This window comes from Vibrio mediterranei (genome assembly GCF_013364395.1).
In the GTDB taxonomy this organism is placed as follows: Bacteria; Pseudomonadota; Gammaproteobacteria; order Enterobacterales; family Vibrionaceae; genus Vibrio; species Vibrio mediterranei.
Genome location: NZ_JABXGK010000008.1, coordinates 374,818 through 396,601 on the forward strand (window position 1 = coordinate 374,818; position 21,784 = coordinate 396,601).

Sequence of the window (21,784 nt, forward strand, 5' to 3'; positions counted from 1 at the left end):
ACAAGGATGAGAGACATGTACGACTTTATTGTGGTTGGTGGTGGCATTGTAGGTGTATCAACCGCATGGCAGCTTAAGCAGCGTTATCCTGACAGTTCTGTTCTGGTTGTGGAAAAAGAATCGCATGTGGCGCAGCATCAAACCGGACACAATAGCGGTGTTGTTCACGCAGGTGTTTACTATCAACCCGGCAGTTTAAAAGCGGATTTCTGTAAGCGTGGTCTTAAAGCGACGATAGAATTTTGTCATCAACACCAAATACCCGTTGAAAACTGTGGCAAGCTACTTGTTGCGACCTCTGAGCTAGAAATGCAACGGATGCAGAGTTTGTATCAACGCTGCCTACAAAATGGAATCGAGGTCGAACTTATCGATCAAAAGCAGTTAGCAGCGTTAGAGCCCAATATATCGGGATTGGGAGCTATTCGAGTGACCGAAACTAGTATTGTTGATTATCGAAAGGTTACCGAAGTGATGGCACAGCAATTTTCGCTATTGGGTGGTGTAGTGCAGCTATCAACGTCTGTAAAAGCGATGCAGGAGTATGACGACCATGTGACGTTAACCTGCTTGCAAAACGGCGTTTTGAACACTCTTAAATGTCGACAACTAGTGGTTTGCGCAGGTTTAATGGCGGATCGAATGGCCACTATGATAGGTATTAAAACCGACTTCCAAATCATTCCTTATCGCGGTGAATACTATCGGCTTGCTGATAAGCATCGTGATGTTGTTAACCACCTTATCTATCCTATTCCCGATCCCGAGTTACCTTTTTTAGGTGTTCACTTAACAAAAATGATCGATGGCTCTATTACTGTTGGCCCTAATGCAGTGCAAGGTTGGAAACGAGAAGGTTACGGCTCATTTAACATTAGTTGGCGTGACTGTTGGCAAATGCTGACATTTTCAGGTTACTGGAAAGTTACGTTGCAGCATTTAACTACTGGGTTATATGAGTTCAAAAATTCCATTTGGAAGCCCGGATACTTAGGGTTAGTGCACAAGTACTGCCCGTCGATTGTCTTGGATGATCTTAAACCTTACCCCGCCGGAATTCGTGCGCAGGCCGTCAAAGCAGATGGGTCGTTAGTGCACGACTTTTTATTTGCTCAAACTTCTAGAAGCTTGCATGTCTGTAACGCACCTTCTCCGGCAGCGACATCCGCCATACCGATTGGAGAGTATATTTGTGACAAGGTAGCGCAGCAAACTGTTGATTTTAAGCTGTAAAGCTTTAGTCATGAATGGTCTGCATACTTAACGATACCTTTCTCAATTTGAATAAGTGAACGTGTTATGACCATAGAAATCCGTATTGCCCACTCTGATGATCTGGCTTCAATCCTGCCTTTGTTTTGGGATGATAAGCCTGAATTAAAGCAAGCTTGCGATGGGCAAATTACTGACGATATGTATCGGATATTTGACCATTTTGCGACATCTAAGGATCATTTCCTGTATGTCGCTACTATTGATGACAACGTCGTTGGGACGTTGCAACTGAGTTTTATTCCTCAATTTACCTATAACGGCGAAATACGAGCTAATATTGAAGGCGTGTTTGTCGCAAATCATGCTCAAGGAAAAGGTGTAGGGGCTAGTCTGGTTGAGTTTGCTATTGAGCAATCTAGATATCAAGGGTGCAAGATAGTTCAACTTGTTAGTAATCAAGTTCGCGAACGTGTCCATCAGTTTTATGAGCGTCTTGGTTTCGAGAAAAGTCACTACGGATTCAAATACTATATGGAATAGGTCAATGATCAGAGAGTTTAGCGAAGAAGATTTAGACAGTGTGTTAAAGATTTGGCTCAGCGCGTCAGTAGAAGCGCATGATTTTGTTGAGCCGCTATTCTGGCACCAACGTGTAGACGATATGCGTAACAAATACCTTCCGAACTCAGATACCTTTGTATATGAGCGAGCCGGACGGGTTTTGGGGTTTTACTCTTTGGTAAATTCTAATTTAGCGGCCTTGTTTGTTGACCCACAAGCACAAGGCGACGGCATTGGGATGCGTTTAATAACGGATGCCAGAGAGAAAAGCCAGGCGTTATCCCTGTCGGTGTATAAACACAACTGTCGTGCAATAGGCTTTTATCATCGTTGTGGTTTTAGCATTGTTGATGAAAGCCTTGACCCCCACACAGGTCACATTCAATTGACAATGTCGGGCTAACTGTCTGGTTCCCTGAATATCAACGAGTTAAACTGTTTCTCCAACGAAATGGACGGTGAAATAAGCAATGTTTAACTTCGATGAGATTGTAGAGCGTAGAGGTACCCATTCGGCCAAATGGGATGAGATGGAGAGTAGTTTTGGTGTTTCTCCTGATGAAGGGTTACCCATGTGGGTCGCTGACATGGATTTTAAAGCGCCGCCTGCCGTCAATCAGGTTTTAATGGAAGCCGCGGATAACGGGGTTAATGGTTACTATGGTGATGACCATCGCTATAGAAATGCCGTTATTACTTGGATGAGTAAACGACACCAATGGAGTGTTCAGCCCGAGTGGATAGTAACCTGTGCAGGATTAGTACAAGGTACGGCACTCTGCGTTCAGGCGTATAGTAAGCCTGGTGATGGCGTTATTTTGTTTACTCCTGTCTACCATGCTTTTTCGCGCGTTATCAATGCCAATAAACGAGTTGTGGTAGAGAGTCCGCTAGTACAGGAAGACGGTCACTACAAAATGGATCTACTAGCTTTAGCGGCTAATCTTAATGGCCGAGAAAAGATGGTAATCTTGTGTTCTCCTCATAATCCCGGCGGCCGTATTTGGAGTGCGGATGAAATCCGTGAGGTGGCCGAGTTTTGTGCTCAGCATGACTTGATATTAGTAGTGGATGAAATTCATCATGATCTGGTTTTCCCTCCTAATAAGCACATTGTGGCAACACTTGCAGCCCCTAAACATGAACAGAATATGATCATCCTTGCGGCGACAACTAAGACATTTAACATCGCTTCCGCTTTGACCGGTGCCGCCATCATTCCAAACGAAACGTTACGAGCGCAGTATACGAGTGTTCTTAATGCTGCCGGTGTTGGTCCTAACCGTATCGGTATGCTGATGGCAACGGCCGCTTATGAACAGGGTGAAGCATGGTTGGAAGCGCTGGTGGAATACTTGGATGAAAACCGTCGTCTCTTTGATGAAGCGATTAATGCTATTGATGGATTGCAATCTATGACTTTGCAAGCGACGTATTTATCGTGGGTAGACTTTTCAGGTACAGGTTTAACCCCTGATCAAGTGATTGAAAAAGTCCAGAGCGAGGCAAAAATTGCTGCGAACCATGGTTCGTCATTCGGTACGGGCGGTGAACAGTTTTTGCGATTTAATCTAGCAACACCGAGAGCGCGAGTGGTAGAAGCCATTGAGCGACTACAGCGAGTATTCGCTTAGCCTGATATCACTAAAATGGTGGCGCGACTTACTATTGGTAACCCTGATACCAGACGACGTGTCAGGGTTACTTAAGTAACATACCCCTTGCTACTGGTTTTGCCATAACAGAGTCGCTAAAGTGATGATGTTCAACAGAAATGAGAGGCAATACCATGTCTAATGTTAAGAAGTGGCCAGCAATTGACCCAGAGAAAGTTGCTAAATATAAACATATTTGGGAAAACGTATCGGCAGCAGATAACCTTGATCCTGAAGTAGCGGCTTACTTAGCTCGTGTTAAAGAGCAAGGTGGTGGCAAAGGTATCGAGCAGATGAGTTTCATCAATAAAGATTACCTAGGCTTCTATCAAGCGCCGTTCTCGCAAGATTTGGATAACACTGATGTTGTTATCTATGGAATGGGTATTGAGAAATGCTCTCCAACTGGTTCTTCTCACAAGTTCGCACCACAGCGTCTACGTCACCTGAGTAAAATGGGGATGGGAACGGTTGGTGATAACGGTGAAATTCCATTCGAATGGTGCCGCGTTTCTGACTATGGTAACTGGGACAGCTTAGGTCAATTTGAACTAAAAGCAGAAGTCGAGCAGTTAACCGAGCTTCTACACCACATGGTGGTCGAAAAAGACTGTACTCCACTGATTTTTGGTGGTGACCACACAATCCCATATCCAACGATGCGTGCGCTTGGTGAGAAGTATGGTCCTTTGCGAGTGATTCACTTCGATGCACACTATGACTTGTCGACACGTGCAGACTTTGATTACCCTTACACATCAGGTCACTGGTTACCAAAGCTTTACTCTGAAGGTCTAGCGGACCCAGAGCGCACGGTACAAATTGGTATGCGTGGTCGTCAAACGGCATTAGTAAAAGGTAATCATATTGCATTCGGGACTACAGGTTTCACGACCAATGAAGTTTACGAGCAAGGCGTAGACGCTGTTGCGGATAAGATCATCGAGCTTTGTGGTGACGGTGGTCCGGTATACTTTACATTTGATCTTGATGCTCTGGATACTGCATTCTGTCGTTCAAACTCAAGCCCAGATCCGTTCGGCCTTACTCACCTGCAAGTTTACGATATCATTCGTAAAGTAAAGGCATCAGGCAAAGTACGTTTGGTGGGAGCAGATATTGCAGAATACACGCCTGATACGGATCCAACTGACAAAGATGGCATCATTGCTGCTGGTTTTGGTTGGGAACTTCTATGCTGGTTAGCTGAAGAGCGCAAGAAAGAAAACGGTGGTGAGAATCGCCACACAGTTTGGCATCAAGCATTCGGCTCAGTGTCACTGTAATATATTGATTATGAATAGTAAAAACCATCGCCGCAGCGGTGGTTTTTTTATTCCTGCCACAACAAAATAATCTTGTCCAAACGACAAAAAATCAGATTAGTTCAAACGCATCAACTTTGCTTCAATAGCGCCCGAAAGATTGCTGTTAATCTTATTTCCAATTAAGGGTTCAAAATGTTTGCTATTGATGATGTTGTTGTTGCAACAAAAGGTATCGATCTAGGTCAGATGGTTGTTACTGGTTTGAGCAGTGGTGGCTACTACGTTCACGTTAAAGTAGACGGCATGTCTCTAACTTACCCAGCACGTGATCTTAAGAAAGCATAATCACTTTCAAGATTGAGAAAAAAGGTAGCCAAGGCTACCTTTTTTAGTTTTTATCCCATCCATTAGAGCTGCTCTTCAATGGGTAGTATGCCACTGAACCACGCGCCCATTTTGCGCCAGACACTGGCATCAGGCTCAGAGGTGAGTGTTTTACCTGTTGAATGATCTATCCAAACCACATCACCATCCTTGACGGCAATCTCATACGCAGTAGTGGGTATTTCTCGCATAATCTCATCATAGACCTTTTGTGCGTATTCAGGCTGTTCAACAACAACGCCCATTTCCGTATTCAAGTGCGCGGAACGTGGGTCTAAGTTCATTGAGCCTACAAAGATCTTGGTTTTGTCGATAACCATGGCTTTAGTGTGCAGGCTTGAACGGCTGCTCCCTGTCAGGCTCCAATTCTTCTTGATTTCGGCATGGGATTTCACTTCCCATAGTTGCACGCCGCCTTCCACTAAATCTTTACGGTATTTGGCATACCACCCGTGAACGGCAAATACATCATTGGAAGCCAGTGAGTTTGTTATAATGACGACTTCTAGGCCATCCTTGACGGCATTCACCAAGTCTTGGGTACCACGCTCCGTGGGAACGAAGTAGGGTGAAATGAATACTAAAGAGGTTTCTCCTTCATCTAATACGGCGCCTAGGCTATCGATTAGGGTGCTCTGTTTGCTGTCCGGTTTATTAGGCAGATCATATAACAAGTCACTTTCACCCCAATACAAATCAATGGTTCCATTGATGAGATCGGTATAAAGAGGCAGCTTAGCAAAATCATAAATACCGCCTGAGAACTTCGCTTCTAACCCTAGATTTTTAACCCAAGTATCTACATCTGCGTCGGTGTAGTGTTCCATCTGAGGTGTTATCCATTCAATAGGAACGCTGTAATCACTATTCCAATAAAGATCAAATTGGCGATTTACTTGTCGAACCGATTTCCCAACCATAAGTAGATCTAAATCGGCAAACTCGACCGTTGATTCGATGGAATAGTATTCGTTACCAACGTTTCTTCCACCAACAATGGAAACCACGCCATCTACGGTCAGCGACTTATTGTGCATTCGGTGGTTGAGTCGCTCAAAGTCACTAAGCATTGCGATACCACGAGCGGATCGCAAGTGATGCGGGTTAAACATGCGTACTTCAATATTCGGATGACTGCTGAAGCGCACTAGGTCGCTGTCATCGTACTTTTGCATGTCATCCAGTAACAACCTAACTCTAACGCCACGTTCAGCTGCTTCGAACAGACGCCAAGCAATTAAGTTGCCCGCTTCATCATCACGGAAAATATAATATTGAACATCAATGCTAGATTGCGCGGTTTCAATTATCGCTAGACGAGCAAGCAGTGCATCATGACCTTTGTCTAGTGGATAGAATCCGGTCTCAGTGGTCAAGGAGTGTGAGGCGACTTCTCGTGAGAAATAGTCGTCCAAGCGTGTGGGTGTGTCGTTGATGATTGTGTAGGACGGGGATTTTTCGTACCTCGATGGATCAATGCTTGATGATACACACCCGCTTAAGGCAATAATCAGTAAAACAGAAAACAGGTTTTTTATAGACAAAAAATTGAGCATAGTTAAAGTGTTACTTTAAATTGTGATTTCCTAAAAATGCAGAGCGAGTTTAGCCACTTCCATTGGCAAATGCACTGTATCCTCAGGCTTTTGACTGATATTTTTCACACTTGCTTAATCTAAGGTTAATAGAAACCCGCTCAGTTGCATAGCAATTGCTGATATCAGTTTATAGAAAATTAACTGCCATTATTTAAGGAGAGATTATGGCTGGACTTGGTTCAAACAAATACACGCTGTTTGGAGTTGCTGCAATATTATTGTGGAGCACGTTAATGGCATTGACTCGTAATATTGCCGAGTTGTTTGGGCCAATTGGTGGGGCAGCAATGCTGTACACTGTGAGTACCATTTCACTTACTATGGTGATGGGGGTTCCTAAGTTACCAGACTTCAATCGTAAATATCTGTTACTAGGTGGGGCACTTTTTGTAAGCTACGAAATCTTCTTGGCTCTCGCGCTAGGAATGGCAAATGACCGTCATCAAGCGATGGAAATGGCGGTGATCAACTATCTGTGGCCAGCCCTAACGGTATTGCTTGCCGTTGTATCGACTAAACGCAAAGTCAGTGCTCTGGTGTATCCAAGTGTATTGGTGGCATTTGTTGGCGTCGCATGGTGTATTTCGGGGGACTCTGGTCTAGCGTTGTCTGTACTTGCAGCAAATATTGCGACGAATCCGATTACCTATTTTATGGCATTTAGTGCGGCGTTTATTTGGGCATTTTACTGTAATATCACTCCGAAAATGAGTAATGGGAAGAATGCCATAGTATTATTTTTCGCCGCGACAGCCATCACCCTGTGGATTCAATATGCATTCAGCTCTGAAAGTGGAATGACATTTACGCTCTCATCTGTATCAACATTATTGATATCGGGTGTAGTCATGGGAGCGGGTTATGCACTGTGGAATCAAGCTATCATTGGCGGAAATATGGTGCTTCTTGCGACCTTCTCTTACTTTACGCCAGTATTTTCGACGATCTTCTCTTCATTCTATTTATCGGTTGCTCTAGGCGCTTCATTTTGGCAAGGCGTGGCATTAGTAACGATAGGGTCACTTGTGTGTTATTGGGCCACCAAAGAGAAGCCAGAGCATGAAAATGCTCCGGCTTAATTAAAGCTATATTGAATTTGAGTTAAGCGTTAGACGTTGACACTTGCTTACTTTGTGGGCTAGAAAGCTGTTCACATGCGTCCTTTAACATGACGGCAGGCACCTTAATAAAATACGCTGAGATCAAAATCATCATCATTGGGTCAGCATAGACGCTGTATGCAGCGAATGGGGACTGCTCTAGTACCCAAGCTGCAATGAAGCCCGTCATTACAGCGACACTTAACATGGTGTCCATTTGCCATTGTTTTGTTTCAGCATCAATAAGGTTTGAGTTAAGTGCTACGTTTTTCTTAGCGATATACCACCATGAAAGCGCACATCCGATAACGTTAAACAGTCCAAATATGGTTGCAATAGAGGTATCTACTGGACGGCCACCACCAAACATTGCTGTTACTGCGGAATACAACGACGCCAATACAATCAGTAGAATTACAGAAGCTTTAATGGCGATCACGGTACCTTCAACTGTCGTGCGGCCGTATTTGGCAAGCGCGCTGTTTGGCTTTTTCAACTGTGTCGCAGCAACCAGCGACAATAAAGTTAACAGTAGGCTGACTAAGGAGTACACACCATCAAAAGCGATAACTAATGAGCCCATCACCACACCGACAACAAGTCCTGCGATAGCAAAGCCTGTTGCAATAATGGCTGATACTGTCAGAGTTTTTGACTCATTATGTGGATTATTGGGATACATACGATTTACCTTCTTTAAAATCTGTATCCATTGTTGAGCTAGGCTGGTTATCTTTCAAACAAAAGTTTGCTAAACATGACTTAAAAATCTAATGGTGTTAATTAATTTTATGAAAATCAATATATTAGAACGCTTTTCTGGTGGCAGGAATATTGACGCTCACTGATGGTACTTGGCTTAGAAAGCAAACAAGTATTCACTGACTTGGTCTGCAAGCCAAATCATTGCGGGGTGTTCGGACATACCTGCTGAAGTGAACATGCAATAATCTTCTTGTGTTAGACCATAAGTGTGTTTGATGACTGAGAGTTCTTGCTCTCTTAGGTGCTGTCTTATCAGCGGCTCTGGCAGTACACCCCAAGCTCCCTCGGACAGGATCGTTTTCAACATAAATTCAAAGCTAGAAAACCCAATGTACTTTAGTGAGAAAGGCAATAGTTCTGGGTTATCGCGATGATTGAGGTAAGCGAGGGAAACCTGCATAGAGTCGCGTAGAACTTCATCAGAGACTCGAGGCAGCTTGGAAAGCTTATTATCTGAACGACATACTGACATCATGCGGATTTTACCCAATGGCTGATAGGCCAAACGAGGGTTTTCAACGCGCTCGAAATCAACACCAAACGCGAAATCTACCTGTTTCTTCTCAACAATGTCTGCTAGGTCTCCTGAAGAAACTAGAACCACATTAAAAGAGATGGCAGGAAACTGCTGATTTAAGTGGATTGAGAAATCACGCCACAAGGTGTCTGGCAGTGAGTCATCATGGGCAATGCGTAACTCGGTGGCAAAATCGCCAGAGACTTGCGCACAGGTTTGACGAATGCGCGCCGAAGTAATCAGTAAATTCTCACAGTCTTTGTAGATCGCTTTACCCGTCTCAGACAAAGAGACGTTGTTGCCCGTACGCACAAACAGTTCGGTATCGAGATCTTTCTCTAGTGCTTTGATTGCCATGCTAAGTTTCGTTCTGTTGCAGTCTAGGACTCTTGCAGCCTCAGAGACTGAACCAGTGTCGGCCACTGCACAAAATGCCTCTATTTGAGAAAGATTTATCGACATAGCGGTGAAACTACCTGTTACTTAACGGAACAAAAATCATAGCATGTGTGCCAAAGAATACGAAGATAACACTAGGAATTGATTGGTGTTCTGGTTTAATCTATGCCTAGTTATTAAGGATTAAAGTTTGGTGCCTGAGATATCGTGGTACTAGTAGAAATAATGGAGTGAACTATGTCTAACGAGTGGGATGAGTACGCCGCGACATGGGAAAACAACGAAGCGACGGCAACCTTTGCACAAGCCTGCTTCAAAGAGTTAACTGAACTCACGTCACTTAAGCGTAAATCGGTATTAGACTTTGGCTGTGGAACGGGTCTTTTAAGCCAATTGATGTCTCCTGAGACGAAAGAGATTGTGGCATTGGATGGCTCTGAAGCGATGATCGAAGAGTTAGACAAAAAAGGCTTGGAAAATGTTGAGCCGGTCGTTGATCTTTTGACTCGCGGTTTGGTTGCTCAGCATCCAGCATTTCGTAATCAGTTTGATCTTGTCGTCGCGTCTTCGGTATGCGGTTTTTTAGATAACCTTCAAGAGACGGTTAATATCATTTACACGTTGCTTGATGAATACGGTTTATTTGTTCATTGGGATTGGGTGGCAGAGACAGACAACCAAGATTATGGTTTGACACTGAAACGAGCAAAAGACACATTGCTTAATGCGGGTTTTGATAAAGTTGACGTCACGACACCATTTGAAATCGACACTGGCAAAGGTGTGCGAAAAGTGCTGATGGCAGTCGCTCATAAGTAATTACATTTAATGTATCTGAATTTTAAATAGGTGATGCCATTGGTGTCACCTTTTTTTTGCTACAATTCTCATCCATATTTCTACTTGGGTTTGCTTATATGTCGTTAACTCATCGTACTCTATCAATGTTACTTTCCTTTGCCCTGTTAGCTTTGGTGCTACCGACTAGGGCGTATGCTATTGAATCATCAGATAACCAATCTTTTCGTCAAGCTCACACTATTATTGTTGATTCTGCCGAGAAAATTGACCAGTTCGACTCAACATCTCATTGGGACTCGGTGAAAAATCTCACTGGTGTCGCTAAAGCTATCGTGATTTTCCCTTCCGGTGGACAAGGCGGTTTTTTACTAGGCATGCAAAGAGGTCAGGGCATATTAATGACTAGACAAGCACACCATTGGAGTCAGCCCGTTTTTATCAACTTTAACAGTTTTATGTTTGGGCTTTTGGCCGGAGGCCAGTCTATTAGTGGCGTTGGTGTTGTACTTTCAAATGATGTGCTATCCACACTACAACAAGAACCATTCAAACTAGGAGGAACGGCAGATCTGACTATTGGTAAAGGTGTTAGTGGTAAAGTGATCGGTGGAACAAGTGGAATCAGTGCCATGATGGTATCCGAAAACAAGGGGCTCTATTTCGGTGGCAGTATCGATACATTTCAACTGTCCTTAAATGATCAACTTAACACGGCCTACTATGGTGAGGGTTTTGATTTAGAGCACATACTCTCCAATTTTGATGATAGCCAAGGCAAGGCACAAAGCCTCAGAAAGCGATTGGAAGGTATCTCCTATCGCGCTGTATTTGAGTAGAAAGCTCTTCGCTAATGTGTGAAAAACGGTGTCATTCTTTTTAGAGTCATTTAGTATTGTAACGGAAAGGTTAATAGAAGAGTGACGAGATGACGAATAAACTATCCCTATTACTGATTGCTGGATTGGCACTTGTTGGTTGCACAACCACTACGATCTCACCGCAGCCCAATTTGTCCTATGGTATCGCTACCACGGGCGATTTCTCTTTCCTGCCAACTCAAGGTGTTGCGACTTACGCGTGGAGACCAGACTCTGCAGTGGCGAGAGTATCGGATAATGTTGATGGCGAAAAGTATCTCAAAGTTATTAAAGATCTTATTGATAAAGAGCTTGCCAACAAGGGTTATGTTCAAGTTTCTTCTTCTCAACGTCCTAATATGTTCATGGATTTTGGGATCGCGACGGAGTCTGGTATGAATGATCAAGAGATCTTTGAATCAACCCAAATATCTACCGGTATTAAGGTGCAGGCAAAACCTGGTGAGGAAGGTGAGAAAGGCAGTGTCTATGTCGCAGCTTTTGCCCCAGTTGGCGATTTCCCACGTTGGCGAGTGTTGGCACAAGGACCTACTGAGCGTCGTATTGATGAACCAAGTCAGCAACATGAAATGGAAAAAATCATTACTTCAATGCTTAACTTAATTCCCTCTAGAGCTAATTAGGGCGTTGCCTTGTCGAGAGGAATAAAAAGTAGGTGGTCGTTGTGATGATCACCTACTCAAAGGTATTCAGGATTTATTTCGGCATGATTACCGTATCTATGACGTGAATTACACCATTCTTCGCCATCACGTCGGTCGCCACAACCGTTGCATTATCTACCATTACCTTTCCATCCTTCTTAGTAATCATGATGTCTTGTCCTTGAACGGTAGTTGCTTTGTCGAGTCCCATGACGTCAGCTGCCATCACTTTACCAGGAACGACATGATAAGTGAGTATCGCGACTAACTTGTCTTTGTTTTCTGGTTTTAACAAACTTTCAACAGTACCTGCCGGCAGTTTAGCAAAGGCTTCGTCTGTTGGAGCGAAGACTGTGAACGGACCAGGGCCTTTGAGCGTATCGACCAATCCTGCGGCTTGAACCGCAGCAACGAGCGTGGTGAACGAGCCGTTCTCAGAGGCGACGTCGACAATGTCCTTTTCATGATGTCCTGCACTAGCCGAAAACGAAAATAGAAGCACAGAAAAAAAGGTGGTCACACGAGATATAAGGTGTTTCATAGTAGCGTTCCTTGTTTGTTCATATAGGCAGAGCTCTGTTACGTGTTGAGTTTTCTATCGATCACTAAAACCGTTTCAAGTTTCTGTTAAACCTCTTAATTGCTGAGTTCGCATATTGAATAAATCGTGACTAAACTATTGATAAAAAAGATAGGATCTCCTTAACCATGTTGAACTACACCGTAGAGAAACGAATCGACATAGAGTCCACCGCAGATCACGTAATCGAGTTTTTAGCGGACTACAGAAATTGGCCTGAATGGTCACCTTGGCTCATTATGGAGCGCGAGTGTAAGTTAGATTATCGAGGAGAGCAGGGAAATATTGGTGACGGGTACAGTTGGCATGGCGACTTAGTGGGCTCAGGCGAAATGACTCTGATGAAGCGAACGTCACATCAATTAGAGATGCATTTACGCTTTTTCAAACCGTTCAAATCGGAGGCACACGTTTCGTTTCAAGCTGTCCAAATGGGGGCAAGAAGCGAAGTTCGCTGGACGATGTCAAGTCAAGTACCCTGGTATCTGTTTTTTCTCAAAGGTCTTTTCAAAACCATGATAGGTATGGATTATGATCGAGGCTTGAAAATGCTCAAAGCCAAACTGGAAATCGGGCAAGTCAACTCTGAGCTTTTACTAGTTGGGGAGCGGCAACAAGATAACGTAAATTACATTGGCTTACGTGGGAGTGGAACGATAAACGAAATAGGTCCGATTATGCGAGAGCATATTGAAAAGCTTTCTGTACTCATCGACGAAAAGCAGCTTACAGCAACCGGCGCACCCTTTAGTTATTATCAAAGTATGAAAATGGAGACTCAGTTTTTCGAATTTATCACCTGCGTCCCAATAGAACGTCAATTGAGCGTCCCAGAACCATTTGTAAGTGGCCAGATAAAGGCTTGTGACACATATGTCGTTAAGCACACTGGAGAGTATCAATTCCTTGGCAATGCGTGGTCGATGGCAATGAACGCTTCACGGCATCATAAAGTCAAAGTGAAGCGTAAGCCATTAGGTATCGAGCGTTACCTCAATAATCCTGAACAAGTAACCACAAACGAGTTAGTGACAGAGGTTATCTTGTTTAAGCGTTAAGCATAACTATGCCGAGATTTTTCGAGAGCTAAAACGCTAAACCTTTGAGTTCAACTTTGAAGTGCGGCCACTTTTTATCTGTAAGTGGCGTGACCATGGCGGAGACTGAAGTTGCACGTGGTGGAATTTCTTCTCCAACTAAGTAAAGGTTAGTGACGCGTTCATAGCCACTAGAGCTATACACTTCATCTCTACCAAATAATACCGAATAGACATAGCCTTGCTGCGCCATCCAGTTATGAGCCTGTTTCAACAACAACTTCACATACCCATGACCTCGATAATTCGGATGCACGCACACCTCAGCAACACCGCCAATCAAGGCTTGCTGTGAGCCTATACGAACTGTTTTTTCATGTACCGCTAGATGAGCAATAATGGCGTCTTCCGATGGTGACTTAATATACCAACGATGTTGTGGCATCTCATTGTAGTAGCGTTGCACCTTAAAACGCTCATCGCTGGGCTTGGTAAAACAGCGACTTAATAAAGCGATCAACTGTTGGTTGATGGTGTCGTCTACGTTGTCATCAAGTATGTATTTAATGTCTGTCACGATACTTCCTAGAGTTTTATACATTTATCTGTTGTTACGCTGTGTGTGCCTTTATCTGGGCCAGAGGCAATGGTGAGTCGACTCAGTATGGTGAAACAGCGCGATTCACTCGAGTCCTTCATTGATTGAATACTAACAACGCCCGAATTACCGGAGGAACGGTTACTCCATGTCTTCGATTTGCCTGATATTGGATTCTTAACTAAGGCTTCGACTGCCTCTTTATGAAGTTCTTTATCTTTCTTGGTGTAGCTGTCGCTCTCTTTTAGCCCGAACGTATCAGCAGACACTTCGGTTATTTTATCAACCAATTGAAAAGGGGAGCTTAAAATACCGCCAATGACTCCGGAGACTGCACCTTTACTCGCTTCTCTTCCTGCCTGCTCTGCTTGCTGAACAAGGCCTTCTGCTTGCGTAAGAATATCAGGTACTTCTTTTCTAAGAGCCGCACTCTCAGACAAAATGAGCGGAATTTGTTTATTTGTCGCCGCGATTTGCTGGTTGGTTTGACGAACCGTTGTATTGGTTTTGTCCACCTCTGCCAAAATATCGGGTACAGACTGGTGCCATTTTTGTGTTTCACCGAGAATGGGTGGAATGGCTTCACGCACTTGAGCGACCTCATTGACAATAACCGGAACCTGCTGATTGACATCATCGATTCGTTTTAGAACTTCTGGAATAAGTCTCTGGTACTCTTCACTTTGAGCCAGAATCTGAGGCACAATTTCTTGAATATTTTTTATTTCTTGAATGACCGGGGTGATTTTCTGAGCGGTCGAGTCAACTTGTGCCAATAGCGTAGGAAGTTCGAGTCTGAGTTGTCTCGCTTCCTGCGTAAAGTTATAGATGGACGCTGCCATCACAATCAAAGCAATCGAAAAGGCGAACTTAGATGCCGCCATAAACTTTTCCATGTATTAAACCCATTACATCAATCTTGCATAACAAACAACATAACTGATGTGATTTTAGGAGTAAACGATAGGTTAAATGCTAGGGTAGTAAAGTTTTTTTTGTCTGCTTCCTGTTGAAAGGTTATTGGGTGTAAAGGTTCGCTAACCAACGCATTACGGTGACGAACAAAACGAATAAGAAAAGACTTGAGTAGCTAGCTGTAAACTTCGTTTGATGACTACGGCTTAGTGTAAGTTTTATCCATTACTAATAAATCTAATAATAATGATTCGAGGTTATATGAATTCGTTTAGCCGCCAAACATTTTCCGAGGCGATGCGTTATTTCAGAAAGCAATGTAAATTATCCCAAACAGAGTTAACTGATCAATTGTCTACCTCTCATAAGCTATATCAGAATGTTAGCCAGAGTATGATTAGTCACTGGGAAAGAGGTAATGTTGAGCCTTCTCTATTAAGACGAATTGGTATCGCAAGTTTTTTCTCTAAAGATTATGTTTATGAAGAATCTGAAACTGCGATTATTTCAAAAGCACTTAAAAATAAAGATAATCTATTAGCCCAGCAGTGCCTTTATAATTTTACCGTTGATAAACAGGTAGTAACGCATTGGGACATGTTGGACGACACTAGCAAGCAACTTATCTCTCAGGGCCACTCAAAAATATTTTCGTTACCTCTTGAGCATGTTTTGAATAAGATGAATATTCAGCGGCCTCAGGTGCTGCGGCTATTGCACGGTGGCGCAATTATTGGGCATGCGATCTTCTCCATTGAAAACGGGGTATTTTCCCTTGCCAGTTATGGGGCTCTGGCTGAAGATGTTCGTATTCGTCTAACAAAAACTCTTCTAGAACTTTGCATTGGTTGCGAGCTTCATGTGGTGGTTCATGCATCTAGTCTTGAGTGTTTTTTGCGAGATATCTATTTGGAAAAAACGGAACAAAATGGCAACGTAAGTTTCTATCGAGGTCACAGCACTCAACTGCTTAATAACCCGCTTTCCGAACCAAATCTGCACACCAATAGTAACTTCAGATGTCTGCGTTATTTGCAACAAAAAGGAGTTGGGCCGTTTTAAATGTAAGGAATGGATAACGCCTAGCTGTTAATCACAATACCGTTTCAAGACAAGTGACATAATGGTGCTTTACCGAAAATAATTAACGAGAGCTAAGTGAGCAGTGAACTAATACAAGCATTAGGCTTTATGGCGTTTGGCGTCAACCTGTTAGCTGGGAGTACAGTCAACGATAATAGAATGCGAGCCCTCATTTGTTGTTCTTGTTTGTTGTTTTCAACCCATTATTTTTTTATGGGAGCAGTAGTTGCTGCAATTAATCTATTGATCAATTCAGTGCGTGCGTTTGTCTCTCTGAGGTTTAAAGGCGCGCCTATGTTTTGGTTATTTTTGGCTATCCAAACCGTAATGACCATCACCTATTACTCGGAGGCGAAGGATCTTCTACCTTGGCTCGCGTCATCGTTGAGTTGCTGGGCACTATTTCTTGGGCATGGTTTAAAAATGCGATTGGCGTTTTTGCTTTGCACACTCATTTGGCTGGTTAACGCGGTGATAGTTGGTTCTTATGGTGGGATGCTAAACGACACATTTAATGCCATCGTGTTGTCGACCACCGTGTATCGTTTATATCGTCTGGAATGTCAGCCTAGCAAAGAAACTTGAGCGAATATGTAAACTTAGCTTGCTGGAATTAATTCACTAATATCTTGAGTTTTATCGTGTTAAGACCGAAATTATAGGTAGGTATCTTAACGGGACGAAACCATGCTTTATCAAACTATTCTTCTAGCGCTTGACCCAGCTGACGAGCGCTCTCACCGATTATTGGTGAAAGCTGGTGTTATTGCAGAGCAAAACAACGCCGACTTACATGTTGTTTATGTTGAGCCAGGAATCGGCAATAACAGCTTCAATGATCTTGAAGTCGAGTTAGCGTCTTTTCATGACTCCGAACAGTTTCGTAAGTTTGAAGAGCTTATGGCGCTTGCCAAGGGAACGAGTTATCCCATTCGTGCTATCCATATGTCGGAAGGGAATGTGACGAAACACTTACTTAAACTGATTGAGGAACTGAACGCGAACCTAGTTGTGTTTGGTAAAGAGCACAGCTTTTTCTCTGCGATTTCCGGCGCTGAATCTGAACTTCGAAAGCACAACTCCATGGACTTACTGTTTATTGGCTAAACATCTTGTCTGCGTGCCAGAGTATACCCTTACTCTGGCACTTTTCACTTCTACTACAAGCTACTGCTTTGTCTAAAAACTGACCACTTAAACGTAATTTCTTACTAAGTCACTAAATTGTAAAGCCAATTCGGCTAAACTGAAGTGAAGAAGGAAATGATAAGGAGCTGGTTATGGCGATCCAACGATTAGAAACAAAACAGCTATACCACGCAGCAGAACTGGAAAAACTGCCTTGTAAATCCACCAAAGAACTTCCACCAATTGATGAAATCGTCGGACAAGAACGCGCTCAGAAAGCGGTTGAGTTTGCGATGTCAATTAAAGAGAAAGGCTACAACATCTACGCTATTGGCCAGAATGGTCTTGGCAAACGTACGATGATCTTACGTTATTTAAGTCGCCATCCTCATGACAGCAGTGACCTCTATGACTGGTGTTATGTGGCTAACTTTGCCGATACTCGAACGCCTAAAGTCTTGAAGTTGCCTTGCGGTGTCGGCGAGAGGCTAAAAAAAGATGTTGAAAAACTTATCCTCAAGCTAGTAAAAGCCATACCTATGGCGTTCGACAATGAACTTTACTTTGGTCGTGCCGATAAGCTGAAAAATGATCTCGCTAAGAAACAGCAAGTAGAGTTACAAAAACTCAGTGAAGAGGCTAAAGAGAAAGGTATTAGCCTGACCATTACGCCTCAAGGTGACTACCAATTTGTGGCAATGAACGAAGAGGAACTGCATACAGAAGAGAGTTTTGCAGAATTGCCGGATGATGAGCAGGAGCGCTTTGGTTTAACGATCGATGAGTTGGAAGTAAGCCTACGTGGAATGGCTCGTGAGCTAACCGACTGGGAAGAAACCTATACCGACAATATTCAAAAACTTAATGAAGAAGTGACGCTTGGTGTTATCAGCCATCTGATTAAAAAGCTAAAGAAAGAGTATAACGGTTACACTGAAATCAAGAAGTACTTTACAGAGTTGCAAAAGGACATCTGTGAAAACGTTGATATTTTCTTAGAGGAGGGCAGTGAGCAGGGCGAAATCGCGTCTGCCTCCCTTGATAAAAAGTTCCCTCGTCGCTACAAGGTAAACTTGATTGTTAAGCAGTCTTGTTCCGACTTTCCTATCATTGTGGAAGAAAACCCGAATTATCACTCGTTATTCGGCTATATCGAGACGGCGACCTACAAAGGCACAGTATTTACCGATTTCTCCTTGATTCGAGCTGGCAGCTTGCATCGTGCGAATGGCGGCGTATTGTTAATGGATGCGGTAAAAGTACTAGAACAGCCTTATGTCTGGGATGGTTTGAAGCGTGCTTTGCGTTCACGACAATTAAGTTTTACCTCATTAGAGAAAGAAGTAACTCTGACCGGTACGGTTTCGCTTGATCCGCAGCCAATTCCTCTTGACGTTAAGATCATCTTGTTTGGTGATTATCGTACCTACCAATTGTTGCAACACTACGATCCGGAATTTAGTGAGTTGTTTAAAGTGACCGCTGATTTCGAAGATGAGATGCCGCGCAGCGCGGACTCCGAGCTACATTATGCCCGCTTTATCTCCAGTATCGTTCACGACAACAATATGTTGCATTGTGACCGTAAAGCGATAGCTCGTATCATCGAGCACAGCTCTCGTTTATCAGGTGATCAAAATAAACTGTCATTGCATTCAGCGCACATAGCGAATCTATTGCGAGAATCAAACTATGTGGCTCGTAATGCCAAATCCAATTTGATCCGAGCTGGGCACGTTGAACAGGCGTTGGAATACCAACAGATGAGAGTCAATCGCTTACAAGATAACGTGATGGAAGGGTTTGTGAATGGCACAACGCTAATTCATACCCAAGGTTCGGCCATTGGGCAAGTGAACGCGCTTTCGGTTCTGACAACCAGCGACCACATGTTTGGCGCACCTAATCGTATTACCGCGACGACCTCTTACGGCGATGGTGATGTTATCGACATTGAACGCAGCGTGGATTTGGGTGGCAGTATTCACTCCAAAGGGGTAATGATCTTAACGGCGTACTTGTCTTCGGTATTTGGTAAGACTGCTAAAGTCCCGCTTACCACTACCATCACCTTTGAGCAGTCGTATGGTGGTGTTGATGGTGATAGTGCGAGTATGGCTGAGTTTTGTGCGGTAGTGTCGGCGTTTTCAGGACAGGCAAATCGACAAGACATCGCTATCACCGGGTCGATGAACCAGTTCGGTGAATCTCAACCCATTGGTGGTGTGAATGAGAAAATAGAAGGCTTCTTCGATGTTTGTGCCATTAAAGGTAGAACCTCTGAACAAGGTGTCATTATCCCTCGCTCAAATGTTCATAACCTAATGCTAAGACCTGATATTGTGAAAGCGGTTGATAAAGGTGAATTTAACATTTGGGCGATTGATCATGTAACAGAAGCGATAGAACTGTTTACCGGGAAAGAGGCGGGTACACCGTCATTGGAAGGCAGTTATCCTATAGATACCGTTTATGGCATCGCGCAAGCAAGGCTCAATGCACTTAGAAAGTAGTTAGGCCATTATTAAAGGGAAAGCCAAGTGTTATCACTTGGCTTTTTTATGCGCGTAGTTTGAGTTTAGTACCATCGAATTTTAGATGAGAGAGCAACTCTTTTGCGTTTTTCTCGCCCTCTTCATCAAACTTTATTCCGTAACCAGTGTAGTGGCTAGACTTTTGCTGATTACAAATTAATCCTGAGAGCGCAGGAAAGAAGCGGTCTTTGTCTCCACCCGAAGCTACTTTGAGGGCGACTTCCTGTCCAACAGTCAAGCTCTTCCCTAAGGCTGGTAAGATAAATCGACATCCACTTTTTGACATGTCACGAAGTTCACAACGAACTTGTGTATCACCAGTATAAAGACGTGCACCCAAATTGACCTCATATCGTGGCTCTTTGCGGAGGTTGGTCACCTGCATGGATTGGGGAATCGATAAAATGAGCAGTGATAGCGGCTCATCAACTATATGTAGCAGTTGAGAACGGAATTGAACCACCCCACCTTCTCCGCGCTGAGAGATAGCACGAACGATTAACCAAAAGCCTTCTTGAAAAAAGTACTTAAGGTCACTTTCATCGATATTGGGGATTTCTAACAGAATGCGATGATCGGAGTGAGCACCAATGAATTTAGTTGCACTACGAAACGAGGTGCCAACGGGAGTGGTCACCGTAAGCGTCACATCCCCGCCATGCTCTATCATGGCTAAAGCATCCGTACTATTTAGTGTTTGTGTGCTTCTTTGAGTTGTGCTGGAGAGTGTTCTTTTATTTGTTTGCGTCACTGCCTGTTATTCCTGACGTTTGTTACTTCACACCTGTTATTTTTTTGGAATGGTGTTCGCGAAATACTAGGATCTCAAGCAGTGATATGCAATCAAAAAACTTATCGAAGAGTCAAAATATTGACTTGGTTGTCAATTTTAAAACTAAGTTGGCGATTCTAATGATAGATGTATTGGAAAATGGATGAATTTTATAGACGTTACAGTCATAACTTATTAATTCATCAACAGTTTAACCATACTTTTTGTCATGTGTAATTGCTCAAAAGTCGGCGTATGCTAACAGATATACAATAATCGATGGGAGAGTAAGTATGACTTCGATTGCTTTTTTCAGTTCTAAATCTTACGACCAGGATTCATTTTCAAAGGTGAACCAACGCTTTGGCAATGAAATGCATTTTCATGATTTCAGGTTGACCGAAAAAACGGCCAAGATGGCAGCTGGGTGTGATGTGGTGTGCGCTTTTGTCAATGATGACTTATCGGAGCAAGTGCTGGTTAAGCTCCAACAAGAGGGGATAAAACTTATTGCGATGCGTTGTGCTGGGTTCGATAAAGTGGATTTAGACGCGGCAAAAGCGTTAGGTTTGCAGGTAGTTCGTGTTCCAGCGTACTCACCAGAGGCAGTGGCGGAGCACGCCGTAGGTTTGATGATGTGTTTAAACCGTCGCTTTCATAAGGCTTATCAGCGCACACGTGACGCCAATTTCTCATTAGACGGCTTAGTGGGTTTTAATCTCCACGGTAAAACAGCAGGAATTGTCGGCACTGGAAAAATCGGTGTAGCAACCATGCGAATCCTCAAAGGATTTGGTATGAAGTTGGTGTGTTTCGATCCTTACGAAAACCCACAAGCATTAGAATTAGGGGCAACCTACTGTAGTAAGGAAGAGTTATTCCGTACCAGTGATATTATTTCTCTGCACTGCCCTATGACGAAAGACAACTACCACCTACTCAATGAGCAGGCGTTTAGCTTGATGAAGGATGGGGTTATGATCATTAATACCAGCCGAGGCGAATTGTTGGATTCCTCTGCGGCTATTGAAGCACTGAAGTCTGGCAAGATAGGTTCACTTGGTCTGGATGTTTACGACAACGAAAAAGATCTGTTCTTCCAAGATAAGTCTAATGATGTCATCGTTGATGACGTATTTAGACGCCTGTCAGCCTGTCACAATGTGCTATTTACTGGCCACCAAGCCTTCTTAACCCATGAAGCGCTGGACAATATCGCTGATACCACATTGAACAACATCCAAGCGTTCTTCTCTGGTTCATCTTCTAATAACGAACTCATCGAACTTAGTTAATGCTCGCATACCTAAGCCCAGCAACAGTGTATGCTGGGCTTTGTTTTTCTATTACTA

The 21,784-nt window shown here is 43.4% G+C and carries 23 protein-coding genes; 16 read left to right on the forward strand and 7 right to left on the reverse strand.

What is annotated here, in order from left to right:
- The first annotated feature begins 6 nt into the window (after positions 1–6).
- From lhgO to HOP38_RS18760, 6 genes are all read left to right on the forward strand, one after another.
- Positions 7–1,233: an L-2-hydroxyglutarate oxidase gene (gene lhgO / locus HOP38_RS18735; protein ID WP_198558682.1), complete on the forward strand. Its 1,227-nt coding sequence runs from the start codon at positions 7–9 to the stop codon at positions 1,231–1,233.
- Positions 1,234–1,299: 66 nt separating this feature from the next.
- The gene (locus HOP38_RS18740) at positions 1,300–1,755 is read left to right on the forward strand and encodes a GNAT family N-acetyltransferase (RefSeq protein ID WP_198558683.1); all 456 of its coding nucleotides are present in this window, start codon (positions 1,300–1,302) and stop codon (positions 1,753–1,755) included.
- A 4-nt stretch (positions 1,756–1,759) separates the two neighbouring features.
- Positions 1,760–2,179 (forward strand): N-acetyltransferase, encoded by a 420-nt coding sequence (locus HOP38_RS18745; RefSeq protein ID WP_038226292.1) that lies wholly within the window; start codon positions 1,760–1,762, stop codon positions 2,177–2,179.
- Positions 2,180–2,246: 67 nt separating this feature from the next.
- A complete protein-coding gene (locus HOP38_RS18750) occupies positions 2,247–3,410 on the forward strand; it encodes a MalY/PatB family protein (protein ID WP_198558684.1) in 1,164 nt (387 codons plus the stop codon).
- A 155-nt stretch (positions 3,411–3,565) separates the two neighbouring features.
- A complete protein-coding gene (locus tag HOP38_RS18755; RefSeq protein WP_031494544.1) occupies positions 3,566–4,717 on the forward strand; it encodes an arginase family protein in 1,152 nt (383 codons plus the stop codon).
- A 174-nt stretch (positions 4,718–4,891) separates the two neighbouring features.
- Entirely contained in the window at positions 4,892–5,044 is a 153-nt protein-coding gene (locus HOP38_RS18760; protein WP_006069207.1) for a hypothetical protein, read from the forward strand.
- A gap of 62 nt (positions 5,045–5,106) precedes the next feature.
- Here HOP38_RS18760 and HOP38_RS18765 read toward each other — a convergent pair whose 3' ends face one another.
- Positions 5,107–6,639, reverse strand: coding sequence for a phospholipase D family protein (locus tag HOP38_RS18765; protein WP_198558685.1), 1,533 nt, complete (start codon positions 6,637–6,639; stop codon positions 5,107–5,109).
- A gap of 206 nt (positions 6,640–6,845) precedes the next feature.
- On the opposite strand from HOP38_RS18765, the gene yddG reads away from it, so the two are divergent.
- Complete coding sequence (gene yddG, locus HOP38_RS18770; protein WP_198558686.1) at positions 6,846–7,760, forward strand: aromatic amino acid DMT transporter YddG; 915 nt, start codon at positions 6,846–6,848, stop codon at positions 7,758–7,760.
- A 22-nt stretch (positions 7,761–7,782) separates the two neighbouring features.
- Here yddG and HOP38_RS18775 read toward each other — a convergent pair whose 3' ends face one another.
- Together HOP38_RS18775 and HOP38_RS18780 are read right to left on the reverse strand one after the other, a co-directional pair.
- Positions 7,783–8,463, reverse strand: a complete 681-nt coding sequence (locus HOP38_RS18775; RefSeq protein WP_038226297.1) for a cation efflux transmembrane domain-containing protein — start codon at positions 8,461–8,463, stop codon at positions 7,783–7,785.
- A gap of 177 nt (positions 8,464–8,640) precedes the next feature.
- The gene (locus tag HOP38_RS18780; protein WP_038221630.1) at positions 8,641–9,519 is read right to left on the reverse strand and encodes a LysR family transcriptional regulator; all 879 of its coding nucleotides are present in this window, start codon (positions 9,517–9,519) and stop codon (positions 8,641–8,643) included.
- Positions 9,520–9,699: 180 nt separating this feature from the next.
- Between HOP38_RS18780 and HOP38_RS18785 the strand changes: the two genes are divergently transcribed.
- The 3 genes from HOP38_RS18785 to HOP38_RS18795 all read left to right on the forward strand — a co-directional run bounded on the left by HOP38_RS18785 (position 9,700) and on the right by HOP38_RS18795 (position 11,764).
- Positions 9,700–10,281, forward strand: a complete 582-nt coding sequence (locus tag HOP38_RS18785; RefSeq protein WP_006069202.1) for a class I SAM-dependent DNA methyltransferase — start codon at positions 9,700–9,702, stop codon at positions 10,279–10,281.
- Between the two features lie 98 nt (positions 10,282–10,379).
- Positions 10,380–11,099 carry a lipid-binding SYLF domain-containing protein gene (locus tag HOP38_RS18790; protein WP_198558687.1) on the forward strand — a complete coding sequence of 240 codons (720 nt, stop codon included), beginning with the start codon at positions 10,380–10,382 and terminating at the stop codon, positions 11,097–11,099.
- A gap of 89 nt (positions 11,100–11,188) precedes the next feature.
- Positions 11,189–11,764, forward strand: a complete 576-nt coding sequence (locus HOP38_RS18795; protein ID WP_198558688.1) for a DUF4136 domain-containing protein — start codon at positions 11,189–11,191, stop codon at positions 11,762–11,764.
- A 73-nt stretch (positions 11,765–11,837) separates the two neighbouring features.
- Here the strand turns inward: HOP38_RS18795 and HOP38_RS18800 are convergent, their stop codons facing one another.
- The gene (locus HOP38_RS18800) at positions 11,838–12,326 is read right to left on the reverse strand and encodes a fasciclin domain-containing protein (protein ID WP_198558689.1); all 489 of its coding nucleotides are present in this window, start codon (positions 12,324–12,326) and stop codon (positions 11,838–11,840) included.
- A gap of 167 nt (positions 12,327–12,493) precedes the next feature.
- Here HOP38_RS18800 and HOP38_RS18805 point away from each other — a divergent pair, with 167 nt between their 5' ends.
- Positions 12,494–13,423: an SRPBCC family protein gene (locus HOP38_RS18805; RefSeq protein WP_006069198.1), complete on the forward strand. Its 930-nt coding sequence runs from the start codon at positions 12,494–12,496 to the stop codon at positions 13,421–13,423.
- Positions 13,424–13,451: 28 nt separating this feature from the next.
- Here the strand turns inward: HOP38_RS18805 and HOP38_RS18810 are convergent, their stop codons facing one another.
- Positions 13,452–13,979, reverse strand: a complete 528-nt coding sequence (locus HOP38_RS18810; protein ID WP_050798562.1) for a GNAT family N-acetyltransferase — start codon at positions 13,977–13,979, stop codon at positions 13,452–13,454.
- Between the two features lie 8 nt (positions 13,980–13,987).
- Positions 13,988–14,896 carry a hypothetical protein gene (locus HOP38_RS18815; RefSeq protein ID WP_242456560.1) on the reverse strand — a complete coding sequence of 303 codons (909 nt, stop codon included), beginning with the start codon at positions 14,894–14,896 and terminating at the stop codon, positions 13,988–13,990.
- A 280-nt stretch (positions 14,897–15,176) separates the two neighbouring features.
- Here HOP38_RS18815 and HOP38_RS18820 point away from each other — a divergent pair, with 280 nt between their 5' ends.
- The 4 genes from HOP38_RS18820 to HOP38_RS18835 all read left to right on the forward strand — a co-directional run bounded on the left by HOP38_RS18820 (position 15,177) and on the right by HOP38_RS18835 (position 19,639).
- Positions 15,177–15,977 (forward strand): helix-turn-helix domain-containing protein, encoded by an 801-nt coding sequence (locus tag HOP38_RS18820; RefSeq protein ID WP_050798561.1) that lies wholly within the window; start codon positions 15,177–15,179, stop codon positions 15,975–15,977.
- A 96-nt stretch (positions 15,978–16,073) separates the two neighbouring features.
- A complete protein-coding gene (locus tag HOP38_RS18825; protein WP_171393728.1) occupies positions 16,074–16,583 on the forward strand; it encodes a YgjV family protein in 510 nt (169 codons plus the stop codon).
- Between the two features lie 102 nt (positions 16,584–16,685).
- The gene (locus tag HOP38_RS18830; RefSeq protein WP_006069193.1) at positions 16,686–17,105 is read left to right on the forward strand and encodes a universal stress protein; all 420 of its coding nucleotides are present in this window, start codon (positions 16,686–16,688) and stop codon (positions 17,103–17,105) included.
- A 173-nt stretch (positions 17,106–17,278) separates the two neighbouring features.
- Positions 17,279–19,639, forward strand: a complete 2,361-nt coding sequence (locus HOP38_RS18835; RefSeq protein WP_198558690.1) for a Lon protease family protein — start codon at positions 17,279–17,281, stop codon at positions 19,637–19,639.
- A 46-nt stretch (positions 19,640–19,685) separates the two neighbouring features.
- Here the strand turns inward: HOP38_RS18835 and HOP38_RS18840 are convergent, their stop codons facing one another.
- Positions 19,686–20,330: a flagellar brake protein gene (locus tag HOP38_RS18840; protein ID WP_240206435.1), complete on the reverse strand. Its 645-nt coding sequence runs from the start codon at positions 20,328–20,330 to the stop codon at positions 19,686–19,688.
- A gap of 395 nt (positions 20,331–20,725) precedes the next feature.
- Between HOP38_RS18840 and HOP38_RS18845 the strand changes: the two genes are divergently transcribed.
- Complete coding sequence (locus HOP38_RS18845) at positions 20,726–21,727, forward strand: 2-hydroxyacid dehydrogenase (RefSeq protein WP_198558691.1); 1,002 nt, start codon at positions 20,726–20,728, stop codon at positions 21,725–21,727.
- The last annotated feature ends 57 nt before the right edge of the window (positions 21,728–21,784 follow it).

Bases quoted from the DNA above. Each gene is read 5' to 3' on its own strand.
- lhgO (WP_198558682.1), top strand. From the start codon at position 7: ATGAGAGACATGTACGACTTTATTGTGGTTGGTGGTGGCATTGTAGGT.
- HOP38_RS18740 (WP_198558683.1), top strand. From the start codon at position 1,300: ATGACCATAGAAATCCGTATTGCCCACTCTGATGATCTGGCTTCAATC.
- HOP38_RS18745 (WP_038226292.1), top strand. From the start codon at position 1,760: ATGATCAGAGAGTTTAGCGAAGAAGATTTAGACAGTGTGTTAAAGATT.
- HOP38_RS18750 (WP_198558684.1), top strand. From the start codon at position 2,247: ATGTTTAACTTCGATGAGATTGTAGAGCGTAGAGGTACCCATTCGGCC.
- HOP38_RS18755 (WP_031494544.1), top strand. From the start codon at position 3,566: ATGTCTAATGTTAAGAAGTGGCCAGCAATTGACCCAGAGAAAGTTGCT.
- HOP38_RS18760 (WP_006069207.1), top strand. From the start codon at position 4,892: ATGTTTGCTATTGATGATGTTGTTGTTGCAACAAAAGGTATCGATCTA.
- HOP38_RS18765 (WP_198558685.1), bottom strand. From the start codon at position 6,639: ATGCTCAATTTTTTGTCTATAAAAAACCTGTTTTCTGTTTTACTGATT.
- yddG (WP_198558686.1), top strand. From the start codon at position 6,846: ATGGCTGGACTTGGTTCAAACAAATACACGCTGTTTGGAGTTGCTGCA.
- HOP38_RS18775 (WP_038226297.1), bottom strand. From the start codon at position 8,463: ATGTATCCCAATAATCCACATAATGAGTCAAAAACTCTGACAGTATCA.
- HOP38_RS18785 (WP_006069202.1), top strand. From the start codon at position 9,700: ATGTCTAACGAGTGGGATGAGTACGCCGCGACATGGGAAAACAACGAA.
- HOP38_RS18790 (WP_198558687.1), top strand. From the start codon at position 10,380: ATGTCGTTAACTCATCGTACTCTATCAATGTTACTTTCCTTTGCCCTG.
- HOP38_RS18795 (WP_198558688.1), top strand. From the start codon at position 11,189: ATGACGAATAAACTATCCCTATTACTGATTGCTGGATTGGCACTTGTT.
- HOP38_RS18800 (WP_198558689.1), bottom strand. From the start codon at position 12,326: ATGAAACACCTTATATCTCGTGTGACCACCTTTTTTTCTGTGCTTCTA.
- HOP38_RS18805 (WP_006069198.1), top strand. From the start codon at position 12,494: ATGTTGAACTACACCGTAGAGAAACGAATCGACATAGAGTCCACCGCA.
- HOP38_RS18815 (WP_242456560.1), bottom strand. From the start codon at position 14,896: ATGGAAAAGTTTATGGCGGCATCTAAGTTCGCCTTTTCGATTGCTTTG.
- HOP38_RS18820 (WP_050798561.1), top strand. From the start codon at position 15,177: ATGAATTCGTTTAGCCGCCAAACATTTTCCGAGGCGATGCGTTATTTC.
- HOP38_RS18830 (WP_006069193.1), top strand. From the start codon at position 16,686: ATGCTTTATCAAACTATTCTTCTAGCGCTTGACCCAGCTGACGAGCGC.
- HOP38_RS18835 (WP_198558690.1), top strand. From the start codon at position 17,279: ATGGCGATCCAACGATTAGAAACAAAACAGCTATACCACGCAGCAGAA.
- HOP38_RS18840 (WP_240206435.1), bottom strand. From the start codon at position 20,330: ATGATAGAGCATGGCGGGGATGTGACGCTTACGGTGACCACTCCCGTT.
- HOP38_RS18845 (WP_198558691.1), top strand. From the start codon at position 20,726: ATGACTTCGATTGCTTTTTTCAGTTCTAAATCTTACGACCAGGATTCA.